This window comes from Pseudoalteromonas sp. Of11M-6, assembly GCF_022347905.1.
Lineage (GTDB): Bacteria > Pseudomonadota > Gammaproteobacteria > Enterobacterales > Alteromonadaceae > Pseudoalteromonas.
On the sequence record NZ_JAKRFW010000083.1, the window covers coordinates 1 to 12,086 of the forward strand.

The 12,086-nt window shown below is 42.3% G+C and carries 13 protein-coding genes and 2 pseudogenes; 7 read left to right on the plus strand and 8 right to left on the minus strand.

The genetic code is table 11. The features are described 5' to 3' along the window. Positions 1–188, plus strand: a pseudogene (locus MHN32_RS23880) (GTP cyclohydrolase I FolE2); the annotation flags it as partial. Here the strand turns inward: MHN32_RS23880 and MHN32_RS22700 are convergent. Further along, on the minus strand, positions 110–997 hold the full coding sequence (locus MHN32_RS22700; RefSeq protein ID WP_029215781.1) for an NAD(P)-dependent oxidoreductase: 888 nt from the start codon (positions 995–997) through the stop codon (positions 110–112). The pseudogene MHN32_RS23880 and the gene MHN32_RS22700 sit on opposite strands and share 79 nt — an antisense overlap. Before the next feature lie 128 nt (positions 998–1,125). Between MHN32_RS22700 and MHN32_RS22705 the strand changes: the two genes are divergently transcribed. Then, positions 1,126–1,641, plus strand: coding sequence for a glutathione peroxidase (locus tag MHN32_RS22705; protein WP_010373899.1), 516 nt, complete (start codon positions 1,126–1,128; stop codon positions 1,639–1,641). Beyond that, a complete protein-coding gene (locus MHN32_RS22710) occupies positions 1,607–2,587 on the plus strand; it encodes a 2-hydroxyacid dehydrogenase (RefSeq protein WP_239422883.1) in 981 nt (326 codons plus the stop codon). Before MHN32_RS22705 ends, MHN32_RS22710 begins: the two co-directional genes overlap by 35 nt. Positions 2,588–2,666: 79 nt before the next feature. Here MHN32_RS22710 and MHN32_RS22715 read toward each other — a convergent pair whose 3' ends face one another. After that, a complete protein-coding gene (locus MHN32_RS22715; protein ID WP_010373895.1) occupies positions 2,667–3,254 on the minus strand; it encodes an ABC transporter substrate-binding protein in 588 nt (195 codons plus the stop codon). A gap of 322 nt (positions 3,255–3,576) precedes the next feature. Beyond that, on the minus strand, positions 3,577–4,557 hold the full coding sequence (locus MHN32_RS22720; protein ID WP_233525161.1) for a zinc-binding dehydrogenase: 981 nt from the start codon (positions 4,555–4,557) through the stop codon (positions 3,577–3,579). A gap of 155 nt (positions 4,558–4,712) precedes the next feature. Between MHN32_RS22720 and MHN32_RS22725 the strand changes: the two genes are divergently transcribed. Then, positions 4,713–5,684 (plus strand): LysR substrate-binding domain-containing protein, encoded by a 972-nt coding sequence (locus tag MHN32_RS22725; RefSeq protein WP_010605058.1) that lies wholly within the window; start codon positions 4,713–4,715, stop codon positions 5,682–5,684. A 61-nt stretch (positions 5,685–5,745) separates the two neighbouring features. Here the strand turns inward: MHN32_RS22725 and MHN32_RS22730 are convergent, their stop codons facing one another. Both MHN32_RS22730 and MHN32_RS22735 read right to left on the minus strand, forming a co-directional pair. Further along, positions 5,746–7,248 carry a bifunctional diguanylate cyclase/phosphodiesterase gene (locus MHN32_RS22730; protein WP_233525162.1) on the minus strand — a complete coding sequence of 501 codons (1,503 nt, stop codon included), beginning with the start codon at positions 7,246–7,248 and terminating at the stop codon, positions 5,746–5,748. Between the two features lie 252 nt (positions 7,249–7,500). Continuing rightward, on the minus strand, positions 7,501–7,743 hold the full coding sequence (locus MHN32_RS22735) for a DUF465 domain-containing protein (protein WP_010373888.1): 243 nt from the start codon (positions 7,741–7,743) through the stop codon (positions 7,501–7,503). 385 nt (positions 7,744–8,128) lie between these two features. Here MHN32_RS22735 and purM point away from each other — a divergent pair, with 385 nt between their 5' ends. From purM to MHN32_RS22750, 3 genes are read left to right on the plus strand one after another with little or no spacing between them, the layout of a single operon-like run. After that, a complete protein-coding gene (gene purM / locus MHN32_RS22740) occupies positions 8,129–9,181 on the plus strand; it encodes a phosphoribosylformylglycinamidine cyclo-ligase (protein WP_102056995.1) in 1,053 nt (350 codons plus the stop codon). Further along, positions 9,181–9,831, plus strand: a complete 651-nt coding sequence (gene purN / locus MHN32_RS22745; RefSeq protein ID WP_017219541.1) for a phosphoribosylglycinamide formyltransferase — start codon at positions 9,181–9,183, stop codon at positions 9,829–9,831. Before purM ends, purN begins: the two co-directional genes overlap by 1 nt. A 13-nt stretch (positions 9,832–9,844) precedes the next feature. Next, positions 9,845–10,540 (plus strand): DUF3108 domain-containing protein, encoded by a 696-nt coding sequence (locus MHN32_RS22750; RefSeq protein ID WP_019647394.1) that lies wholly within the window; start codon positions 9,845–9,847, stop codon positions 10,538–10,540. Between the two features lie 64 nt (positions 10,541–10,604). On the opposite strand, the gene MHN32_RS22755 is transcribed toward MHN32_RS22750, so the two are convergent. The 3 genes and pseudogenes from MHN32_RS22755 to MHN32_RS23885 all read right to left on the minus strand — a co-directional run. Further along, the gene (locus MHN32_RS22755; RefSeq protein ID WP_010605063.1) at positions 10,605–11,369 is read right to left on the minus strand and encodes a class II glutamine amidotransferase; all 765 of its coding nucleotides are present in this window, start codon (positions 11,367–11,369) and stop codon (positions 10,605–10,607) included. A gap of 332 nt (positions 11,370–11,701) precedes the next feature. Next, on the minus strand, positions 11,702–11,962 hold the full coding sequence (locus MHN32_RS22760) for a YbaK/EbsC family protein (protein WP_325050975.1): 261 nt from the start codon (positions 11,960–11,962) through the stop codon (positions 11,702–11,704). Beyond that, positions 11,929–12,086 (minus strand): annotated as a pseudogene (locus MHN32_RS23885) (GNAT family N-acetyltransferase); the annotation flags it as partial. The gene MHN32_RS22760 and the pseudogene MHN32_RS23885, both read right to left, overlap by 34 nt.

Genomic DNA, 12,086 nt, shown 5'->3' on the forward strand with positions numbered 1-12,086 from the left:
CTCAACTTTTGCCTAGATTACTAGGCGGCAAGTCGAGCGTCGCGACCAAAACACACTCAGAAGAACAAAAATCAAACAGCAAAGGTCAACAGGCCCTAGAAACGAAAGGTTATTTGTTTTTGTCGTGGATAGCGTCAAGCCTAGCCAGTAGACTTGAGGTATCAAAACGGTTGCCGCCAAGCGCTTGAACATCCGCATAATATTGATCCACTAAAGCTGTAAGCGCCAAATTTGCGCCGTTACTTCTTGACTCGTCTAGTGCAATGCCTAAATCTTTTCTCATCCAATCGACTGCAAAACCAAAGTCATATTCGCCTGCCAACATGGTTTTATAACGATTCTCCATTTGCCAAGAGCCAGCTGCACCCTTAGCAATCGTTTCAATTACCTTTTCACCATCAAGACCCGCCTTTTTAGCAAAGTGTAAGCCTTCTGCGAGCCCCTGTACCACACCTGCGATACAAATCTGATTGACCATTTTACAAAGCTGCCCAGCACCCACTTCTCCAATTAATTGGCTAAAGCGAGCAAACGCGGCCATGATTGGTTGTGCTTTTTCAAACGTACTTTCGCCTCCTCCAACCATCACCGTTAACACGCCATTTTCTGCACCAGCCTGACCACCAGATACAGGGGCATCTAAGAATTCAACTTGTAATTTTCTGGCTTCTTGCGCTATTTCACGGGCAACTTTTGCAGATGTTGTCGTATGGTCAACTATCACCGCTCCCGGCTTTACCCCCGCTAACACACCACTCTCGCCATATACGACTGAGCGTAAATCGTCATCATTGCCAACACACATAAACACAAAATCACAGTCAGTCGCTGCATCTTTAGGTGTAACTGCAAAGTTGCCAGCATACTCAGCGGCCCATTTTTCGGCTTTGCTGGTGGTACGATTGTATACCGTGACTTGGTAACCCGCCTTTTGCAAATGCCCAGCCATTGGATACCCCATGACGCCTAATCCTATAAATGCGACTTTCACTGACATATTTCTGTCCTATTTCGTTGTTATCTTAATAAGAATGGAGTTTTTATACCCGACCACCTCTGTCATAGCAAATGAAAAAACCGCTTTGATACCGAATAACATGAATAAATCACACGGAGCCTGAAAGGATGGAGAATATTTATCGTTTTAGTGCACAGCTTATTGATGGCCAAGTTTTGCCATTACAGTCCTTAGCGGGAAGACCGCTATTGATCGTTAACATTGCGAGCAAATGTAGCTTTGCTCCGCAACTGTCTGCACTTGAAAAGCTATACAGCAAATACAAACCTTTTGGATTTGAGGTATTGGCCTTTCCTTGTAATCAGTTCGGTCGCAATGAACCACTTGAAGATGAAATGCTTAAAGAGTTTTACAATACACATTTCAATTTAAGCTTTAAGATCTGTACTAAAACACAAGTCAACGGACCTGATGCACATCCATTATTTAGCTATTTAAAATCTCACACCCGTGGTATCGCGCAAAACCGCGCAATTAAATGGAATTTTACCAAGTTTCTAATAAACTCTGAAGGCATGCTAGTATCAAGATATGCCCCAAGAACAAAACCAGAAACGCTTAAGTCAGTGATAGAGAGCCACATTAATCATGAGAATCGCCCTATTCAGTTCGCAAAACTATGAAGTGCCGTTTTTTGAGCAAGCCGTAAATACCTCCTCAGAACTTGAAATAAGTTTTATTAGTGAGTCACTCAATGAAAAAACGGTTTCGCTGTGTCAGCACTATGACGCGGTTTGTGTATTTGTAAACGATACTGTAAATGCACAAGTGATTGATAAACTGGCTGACTATGGCGTTAAAACCATCGCCCTACGCTGCGCAGGTTTCAATAACGTTGATATTCAACAGGCAAAACAGCGTGACATAAAGGTTGTCCGTGTTCCAGCCTACAGCCCAGAAGCGGTTGCAGAACACTGTATCGCGTTGATGCTAACGCTCAGCCGCAAGACACATAAGGCCTACAATCGAGTTCGAGAAGATAATTTTGATCTCAACGGCTTACTCGGTTTTAATATTTACAATAAAACGGTTGGTATCATCGGCTGTGGCAAAATTGGCCAAGCCTTAGTCAGTATCTTAAACGGCTTTGGTGCCAATGTCCTAGTTTATGACCCAAACATAGGGGAAGGTCCTTATACCTTGGTCTCTCTAGATATCTTACTGGCGCAATCGGATATTATTAGCCTACACTGTCCGCTTAATGAACATACCCATCATATTATTGATGATGCTGCGTTTGCCAAAATGAAAGCGGGTGTCATGCTTATTAACACTAGTAGAGGCGCCCTGTTAGATAGCAAAGCCTGTATCGCCGCGCTTAAGTCTAAACGACTCGGTTACCTCGGCTTAGATGTATATGAGCAAGAGTCAGAGCTATTTTTTAAAAACCACAGTGAAGAAATAATTCAAGACGATGTTTTCTCGCGTTTGGTTAGCTTCCCCAATGTGCTAGTTACTGGACATCAAGGTTTTTTTACCAAAGAAGCACTAAAACAGATTGCAACGATAACCTGTGAAAACCTCGACGCAGCAAGACTTGAAAGGCCACTGACAAACCAAGTAGTCTGATTTCAGAACCAAAAAAAAGAGCATATCAGTCATGATGTGCTCTTTTGGTTACTTCAAAGTCGGGGGGAAGTAATTTGATTTATGCTTTACTCTTCAATTCAGCTGTAACCTGAGCCAAACCTACTTCTGAGATTCTCATCGTGATTTCTTTTTGTTTAGCACTCAATAAAGAAATACCTTCAGCAACCATGTCATACACTTTCCAGTCTCCATCTTTGCTTTGACGAAACTTAAAATGCATGTCTATATCTGGTTTTGATTGCTCTCTTATTACCACCTTTACCGTCGCAAAATCAGCACCATCAGAAACTGGTAACTCTTCAAACAATACGTCTTGGCCTTTGTACTGTAAAAGTGCATTAGCGTAGGTAGATACAAGATAGTTATCAACCGCACCAATAAACTCGATGGCTTCGTCTCTTTTTAGCCCTTTAATATGTTTACCAAGCAATTTAAAAGATACAAACTTCACATCGATGTGTGGCATCAAGCGACTACGTACTATGCCCTTCATCTGAGTTTCAGTTGCTTTGCCATCTTGATTAACCGTTTTTATATCAGCAAATAGCTTATCGCCAACTTGGTTAATTAATTCATAAGGTGTGTCATTCGCAAACGCGACACCTGAGAAGATGAGAAAACTGAAAATAACAAGTAACTTTTTCATTGTTTAATCCTTATTAAACTGATGACACTAGTCTATCCAATTTGACGAGTGCAAATAAACATATCAATTCGCACCAAATTGATGCCCCTCCGACATCAATTAACGCAATGTAAAATTTCGCCTTACGATGACAATGACTATTTATGAAGTCGTAAAGGAAAGGCGTATTCCCTTCATGGCGAGGCCTGGAGGGAAGTATACGGTGTTCAAGCGATGAAAAATGTCAGAAATTGTATCAATTTATTTGGACGCTGAGCCCAGCGAATATTGCCAAGCTCAGTATTGTTGCGTGAAGAGGATAAATTATCGCTACTGATGGGGGCTACAGATTCATATCTGCCGCAAAAAACGTGATGTTATCGTTGTTTTCTAGCTTTTTCAGCGTTTCAATTATCGCATCATGCTGCGGTGAAATTGATTCAAGTTGCTGCAAAGTAATTTCATTTTTTTCAAGCTTTTCAGCCAGAGTATTTCCGATGAATGCCATTCTCTGCTGCGCACAAACACTATTGGAAAGCCAACTACCACACAAAGAAACAATGCCTATGTTTGGCGCTTTCTTCATTAAGAGGTGTTGCTCAATAGCAGGTAATCCCGCTAAGCAACTTACTCGACCACAAAATATCAAATGCGCAATCAATTGTTGGGTATGTGTACCTGTTAAATCTAGTGCGCCTTGCACCTCTGCTGCGCCAAAATGAAGCTGCAGAGCATCGGCTAAGCCGGCAAAGTCAGACTGGGTATACACGAGATCTGCACCTAGCTTTTCAAGCAGCTTTTTATATTTAGACTCGGAACATGCCGCCACCCCAAGCCCCACCTGTTTGGCAAATTGTATTGCCATTTGGCCAACTGGATGATGAGCTGATTCGATTAAAATCGTATCACCTGTATTCAGTTGAAGCTTAAATAGCGCAATCAATGCACACATAGCAGGTGCGATTGCCGCTGAGGCGAGCTTACCATCAACATTTTCTGGTAGTACAGTAAGTGCGTGACTTGGCACCAAGGCAAATTCACTCATCGTGCCTTGCTCTCGAATGTCTCCATGCCAAAAAACCCGAGTACCAGGCTCTGGGAATCCCGTTTTACATGCTTTTTCCACAACACCCACAGCGTCCACACCAAACACTCTATTCGGTGTTTCTTCACAGGGACAATTGGCCACTTTGGTATCGATAAAGCTTAAACCAACGTATTCAACTTTGACCAAGACTTGATCATCAGTTGCCTCAGGTAAGTTAATTTCTCCCTGCTCGAAGGTAAGTCCATTTGTGTGATTGAATCGGACTGCTTTCATCATATGCCTTTGCGTTAGGTTAAAAATAAAGTAGTGAGACTAAATTCATTAAACCATTGTTAGCATGTTGCCACAACTTTATTAGTGTAAATATGCCCCTCGCAATTCCAATTGTTTAGTGTCACAATGGCATCAGTCTTAGTGAACTTTCTCGCATTATGGATATTAGCAGCAGATTATTAATCTTTTTAGACGTTGTGGAACGTGGTTCCTTTGCCAGTGCCGCACAACTGAGAAATATCGATCGCTCTGTCATTTCTAAGCAGATGACCAAGCTGGAAGAAGAACTCGGTGTAAGATTAATGAATCGTACGACTCGTTCCTTTTCGCTCACCTCTGCAGGTTCCGAGATGGTGAAAAAAGCAGAAGAGCTAAGGCTACTACTAAACGACACTCAGCGCATCGCACAGAATTATCACACCGAGCCTAAAGGTTTGCTTAAAATTGCCAGCTCTACTGTGGTAGGTCGACGCTACGTACAACCTGTTATCAATGACTTTCAAAAACGTTTTCCTCATGTTGAGGTTGAACTTAGGCTTGAAGACAGACTCGTGGACTTAGTGGGTGAAGGCTTTGATTTAGCTTTTCGTGTCGGCGAGCCGAAAGATTCATCACTTATCGCCCGCAGAATTGCACGCAATCGATTGCTCATATTAGCAAGCCCGACGTTCTTAAAAACTCATGGCACGCCAAACTCGCTTGAGGAACTCAGCGAATTACCTGCAGCAACCTACGCCAGTGATGCGTTAAGGTTTACCAGTATCACCTATCAAGACGAGCAAGGCATCGAGCAGCAAATGCCTGTAAAGAGTATCTTCAGAACCAACGACGGAGATACATTGATGGAAAGTGTGCTGTCTGGTACCTGTTATATTGTTGCACCAGCCTTTCTAGTCGGTAAAGAAATTACTGAAGGCAAATTACAACCGATTTTAACTAACACAAAACTGGTCGATTTTGCTGCGATGTATGCGCTCTATCCTCATCGTGATTTACCAGTCAGAACTAGGCTGTTCCTTGATGCATTCCGTGCATATATCGGTGAAGAAACCCCAATATGGGAAACAGAGATCCCTGGATTTGAACAAATGTACGGTTTTATCCCACCTAAGCCGATGTTAACTTTCTAGTCGACAGCAATTTATTCGTATATCTGGATATCAAGCTTTTTGCAGAGAGAGGTTATAGACCTCATCCGTCTAACCTTTTCATTGCGCCTTTCACCATATTCTGGGAATTAATCCACTTTACGCATTCGCTTAGCGAAAGTGGTTCACATATCTGAAAGCCCTGAATATACGGACAATTCAAGCTATACAAATACTGCAAACAAGCATCGCTTTCAACACCCTCAGCAACAATACTGCAGTTCAATTTACGTGCTAAAAACATACTGGTTTCTACTATGGCTTGATCTTTTTCACTTTCATGACTTAGCCTTACAAACGAACCGTCTATTTTGATCTGCGAAATTGGTAACTCTTTTAAAATAGAAAATGAAGAAAAACCAGTGCCGAAGTCATCAATACTCACTGCAAATCCCATATCTATTAATGTTTCAATTAGGCTTCTCGCTTTTTCCACTTCTTCCATTACGGTGCTTTCTGTAAGCTCAAATACTATATGAGTTGGGTCGACTCGGTGAGTATCCAGTAGCATAGCAAGGGTATTAATTAGATTCTGTTCAGCAAAATCTTGGCAGGAAAGGTTGATATGCACAACTAACTTGTCATCTATTTCAATCAATATTGCAAGGTCTTGGAATACACGGTTAATCACAAATGCACTCAGCTGCCGGATAAGATTATTACGCTCCGCTAACTCAATAAACTGATCTGGCATTATCATTGTACCGTCGGGCTGAGGCCACCTTAATAGCGCTTCTACTCCATGAATATCACCACTTTGAGAACACACTATCGGTTGATAATAGAGCGCCAATTCACCTCGAGCGAGCGCAACTTTGAGATTAGCTAAAAGTTGGAACTCGGCCTCAATTCCCTCATGAAGCTCTTCATCAAAAATGACGATGCTTTGACGGCTATGCTTGGCCGAATACATGGCGATATCAGCTTGCTTCAAAAGGTCAAACACATCAAGTTGGCGCGATTTAGTCCATAAGCTTGCTCCTGCGCTGTAGGTCACATCCAGTTGTAACTCCTCAATTTCTATCCCAGACTTTAACTCGCTCAGTAGTGCATTGTTTTGAGAGTAAATACAGTTTACGTCTGTAACGTCCATCAGGATAATGAATTCATCGCCGCCCATGCGATATAACTTGCTACGAGGAAGCAGTGCTGCACGCATTTTGTGTGCAAGTTCCACCAACAATTTATCACCAAAGAAGTGCCCTTTTGCATCGTTGATCTGCTTAAAATTATTCAGATCAACCAAGATAACACTAAAGTCGAGCTGCTGATGCTTACGTTCATTAATGGCGTCAATGCAGCGCTGGCGATTCTCTAAATCCGTTAAAAAATCATGTTCAGCGTTATATTTGGCCTGCGTTGCAATTTCATTTAATTCTTGCAGACTTGTTAGACTTAGACAATTCACTACAAAAACAAAAATGGAGCCAAGAAACAGGATTAAACTTAAGCCTTGCTCAATGAAACTAGCGCTATTGTGATCGTACAGAAAGTAGGCAAAGCTCAAGTATCCGAGTTCAAACAGAGCCATAAGAATTAACAACACTCGCCACCCGACCGAAGAGGTTAATCGACATATTTTAAAGGCCGGTGAAAAAGCTAATCCCATGATAAAGCTGCCAGCTAATACTAATATAAGTGCAATCAAAGGAGTCGTCGTGCATGGAATACAATAGTTAGAGTATAGATTATAAATCTGCCCTTGCTCGGGACAGGCTAAATTATTCAACAATTGGTGGGGAATTTAGTAGCGGACTTGGCAGCCCGCTCACATAGACCAGTTGGCCTTGATTAAAAGTTAGTCTGCACTTTTTAGAATTCGGTAAAGTTGATCTTTTAACCACAGTCTCTTTTTCTTCAGTGACTCAAGATACTCATCACTTGAGTGCTCTACACCGTCTTCAATTCGAATAACTTCATTGTCTACTTCATGATAATCTTTAAAAAGTTTTGAGAAATGTCCATCAGACAGTTTTAATTCATGAATTCTGTCTTTAAACTCCGGCAGTTCTTTAGCTAGGCTGTGGCGTTCAATATTCATCGTTTTATTCCCATAAATAGCTAGGTAATCTGAGTTTGGGTATAAATCTCAGATTAAGGCTGAAAATGCATTTGAGTTTAGGGTAGACCCAATCAATGCGCCGTTAGTGACAGTGATTTCGAATACATTTTTTGAAGTTACTGTCTGATTGGGCCTGTTTCCATAGTACGCTGCCACCTTCTTTGAGTATTGATCTAACGCAAATCACATTCAGTTATAAACAATCAAGTTTTTGTCGTTTCTTTATACTGTTCGAGATACAAAATCGAGGACCTTTGACCACATTCTTAGGGTTTCTCGCAAAGTCGCTAGCCGCCTAGATGCAATTGTTGTAAAATGTCGGCGTTTCTAAGCAAATCTATCTAGCAACTTTTGAGGAAAACCTGTGAGCGAACAAAAACAGTCTCTTAGTTATAAAGACGCTGGCGTTGACATCGATGCGGGCAACGCATTGGTCGAAAGAATTAAAGGCGTAGTGAAAAAAACTCGTCGCCCAGAAGTAATGGGTGGCATTGGTGGTTTTGGTGCACTATGCGAACTCCCAACCGGATATAAAGAGCCTGTTTTGGTTGCTGGCACTGACGGTGTTGGTACTAAGCTACGCTTAGCTATCGATTTGAAAAAACACGACACAGTAGGTATTGACCTAGTTGCTATGTGTGTTAACGATCTTATTGTCCAAGGCGCTGAACCCCTATTTTTCTTGGACTACTATGCTACAGGCAAGTTAGACGTTGATGTTGCGGCAGATGTAGTATCTGGTATTGGCAAAGGATGCGAGCTTTCTGGTTGTGCGCTTATCGGTGGTGAAACGGCTGAAATGCCAGGCATGTACGAAGGCGATGACTACGATATGGCTGGCTTTTGTACTGGCGTGGTAGAAAAGTCTAAAATCATTGATGGAACTAAAGTTGCGGCTGGCAATCAGCTAATTGCACTAGGTTCAAGCGGTCCGCACTCAAACGGCTACTCTCTAATCCGTAAAGTACTAGAAGTATCTGGCGCAGACACTAACGCAGAGTTCGAAGGCAAAACTCTAGGCGAGCACCTGCTAGAGCCAACGCGTATCTACGTGAAGCAAATCTTAGCGCTATTAAAAGAAGTTGATGTTCACGCACTTTCTCATATCACTGGCGGTGGTTTTTGGGAAAACATCCCTCGTGTGCTACCTGAGTCAGCAAAAGCGGTGATTAAAGGTGATAGCTGGCAATGGCCTGCAATCTTCAACTGGTTACAAGAAAACGGTAACATTGCAACGCACGAAATGTACCGCACATTCAACTGTGGTGTTGGCATGATCTTAGTTGTTCCTGCTGACAAGCTTGAACAAAGCCTTGAAATCCTGAAAGCACAAGGCGAAAACGCTTGGCACATCGGTGAAATTCAAGACGCTCAGGCTGGTGAAGAGCAAGTTGAGATCTTAGGTGGTGCCGAGTAATGGCACCCACTCGCCTTGTTGTTCTGATCTCTGGTAGTGGTTCAAATTTGCAAGCAATCATTGATGCTTGCAAATCTGGCTATATTCAAGGTGAAATTGCAGCCGTTGTTAGTAATAAAGCGGACGCATACGGCCTAACCAGAGCGCAAGAGGCTGGTATAGCGACTTCTGTTTTAGACCATAAGCAATACGCATCTCGTGAAGAGTATGACGTTGCGCTTGGTCAACTAATTGATAGCTTTACACCAGATTTGGTTGTATTAGCTGGATTTATGCGTATTCTAACTCCAAACTTGGTGCAAAAATTTAGAGGAAAAATGTTGAACATTCATCCTTCTTTGTTGCCTAAGTATCAAGGGCTGAACACCCACCAAAGAGCAATCGATGCAAACGATGCAGAACATGGTGCTAGCGTTCACTTTGTCACAGAAGAGTTAGATGGTGGTCCTGTGGTCTGTCAGGCCAAGGTCGCTGTTCTTCCAGATGATACGGCAGAGTCACTGGCGCAACGTGTGCATAAGCAAGAACACATTCTTTATCCTTTGGTGGTCAAATGGTTCAGCGAACAAAGACTAACAATGGAAGCAGACTATGCTGTTTTTGATAACAAAACCTTACCAGTTCAAGGTGCGCCGTACCCAGAAAAATAAAAAATGGAGCGCTGTGCTAATTGGTATTAGCGCTCTACTTTCCACTTCGACATTTGCGAACTCTCTCACTGAATATCACGCCGAATACCAAGTTTCACGCAAAGGTAAGGTTCATGGTAGTGCCACGCGAGACCTCACAAAAATAGCGGATGCAACATACGCTGTACGTTACAAAAGCGATATCGAATGGATGATTTTTTCAGACGTAAGAACTGAAGAATCATTGTTTAAAGTCGCTGAACATACCGTCAGCCCACTTCATTACAGTATGACCCGTGAAGGGACTGGTCCAGATAAAAGCTACAAAATTAAGTTTGATCATCAAAACCAAGCAATTACCTCCAGTGAAGAAAAGTACCCACTGAAAGTGAAGTGGCTTGAGAATCAGCAAGATTTAATTAGTTATCAAGTACAGCTGCGAGAGGATTTAAAGGCGGGAAAGACCAAGTTTAGCTATCCTATCATAGACAAAAAAGGCGACCAGCGAAGCTATGATTTTGAGGTGGCCGGCGAAGAAATGATCACTCTACCTTTTGGCAACGTCAAAACCATCAAAGTTAAACGCGTTTATGATGATAGCGATCGTCAAGCCATTGCTTGGTTTGCACCAAGTTATGATCATATGCTGGTTAAAATGTACAAAGGTAAAGATGGTATGGAGCAGTTTCAGATAGAGCTTAAAACCTACCAACCCAAATCAGAGAGTTGATAGCAACATCGTTGATTCATCAAGGCGGCTCAACTAGGCCGCCTTTGCTTACAAAAACTCAGAACTACACCTTCTCACCTAATTTGAATAAAGCAAACTCGCCGGGCTCAAGTTTCTGCCACTGTTCATCGTTGGTCAGCGGTCGAGTCGCAATAACAGTGACAACATCATCTGGTGTGGTTTCCTTTTGAAAATCCACCACCATATCCGCATCAATTAAGGTAGCCTTACCAAATGGGGCTCTACGGGTTATCCAATGTAGATTATTGGTGCAATACGCCAACACATAAATACCATCGGTTATCAACATGTTGAATACCCCTTTGTCTCTCAATGTGTGCGCTAGCTTTGCGATATACCTGAAAACTGAGACCATGTTTGACGGACGACTTGGGTATTTTTCTCGTACTTTGTCCAAAATCCAACAAAAAGCAAGTTCACTGTCTGTATTCCCAACTGGTCGGTAGAAATCAGTTTTTAAGTCTTTATAGTCCGAAAGCTGGCCATTGTGGGCGTACGTGATCTCCCGACCCCATAATTCTCGAGTGAATGGGTGGGTATTTTCAAGACAAGTTCGTCCCCTATTTCCCTGTCGAATATGACTTATTACGGACACGCTTTTAATCGGATATGCTTTGACTAATTTAGCAATTTCAGACTGACAGCTAGGCTCTGGATCTTTAAAGGTTCTACATCCTTTCCCCTCGTAAAAGGTGATACCCCAGCCATCTTTATGAGGACCCGTATTGCCACCGCGCTCCAACAAACCAGAAAAGCTAAAACAAATATCCGTCGGTACGTTCGCCGACATCCCCAAAAGCTCACACATAAATCACTTAAACCCTAAATATCATAAAGTTATGATTAAAATACAAATCACAAATATCAAAAGGTCACACGTTTGGTCACACTTATGACTAGTAGCTCGATTATCTTAGATAGTCATACTACTGAATTATTGGCGGTAAGTTTATCATGTATCTCTGTGTCTTTACTTTTTTAAATTCAACTACCTTGAGAGCGGTATTAATACGATTATTTTGAATGACTATCGGGCTGTTCTCATCTAGAAAGCACTTTATTGGTTGAAAACCTTAATGACCACCCCTAGTTGACTGATAGATGGATCACATAGACACAAGGTCGATTACGAACTGAGGATTACTTCGCAATATCTAACCAAGTGCCACCCGTAAGCGTATCTAGATCATGCGCTTTTAACTCAAAAACCGAGTTGGGCGTGCCTGCAGCAGCCCAAATACGATCGTATTGCTTTAAATCTTTATCAATTATCGTCAACACAGAGTCAGTGTGCGCCACAGGAGGCACACCGCCAATGGCAAAACCGGTTTTTTCCCGTACAAAGTTTGCATTCGCTTTTTCGAGCTTTACATCAGGGCCTGTAGACCTTTGCTGTTTGATTTTTGTTCTTCTGAGTGTGTTTTGATCGCGACGCTCGACTTGCCGCCTAGTAATCTAGGCAAAAGTTGAGCAACAATGAACAAAGCGCACTCAGATGAACCCAAAGGGCAGCGCTTGATTAGCA

Bases quoted from the DNA above. Each gene is read 5' to 3' on its own strand.
- MHN32_RS22735 (WP_010373888.1), bottom strand. From the start codon at position 7,743: ATGAATATTGAACGCCACAGCCTAGCTAAAGAACTGCCGGAGTTTAAA.
- MHN32_RS22705 (WP_010373899.1), top strand. From the start codon at position 1,126: ATGGAGAATATTTATCGTTTTAGTGCACAGCTTATTGATGGCCAAGTT.
- MHN32_RS22710 (WP_239422883.1), top strand. From the start codon at position 1,607: ATGAGAATCGCCCTATTCAGTTCGCAAAACTATGAAGTGCCGTTTTTT.
- MHN32_RS22720 (WP_233525161.1), bottom strand. From the start codon at position 4,557: ATGATGAAAGCAGTCCGATTCAATCACACAAATGGACTTACCTTCGAG.
- MHN32_RS22715 (WP_010373895.1), bottom strand. From the start codon at position 3,254: ATGAAAAAGTTACTTGTTATTTTCAGTTTTCTCATCTTCTCAGGTGTC.
- purN (WP_017219541.1), top strand. From the start codon at position 9,181: ATGGCACCCACTCGCCTTGTTGTTCTGATCTCTGGTAGTGGTTCAAAT.
- MHN32_RS22725 (WP_010605058.1), top strand. From the start codon at position 4,713: ATGGATATTAGCAGCAGATTATTAATCTTTTTAGACGTTGTGGAACGT.
- MHN32_RS22755 (WP_010605063.1), bottom strand. From the start codon at position 11,369: ATGTGTGAGCTTTTGGGGATGTCGGCGAACGTACCGACGGATATTTGT.
- MHN32_RS22700 (WP_029215781.1), bottom strand. From the start codon at position 997: ATGTCAGTGAAAGTCGCATTTATAGGATTAGGCGTCATGGGGTATCCA.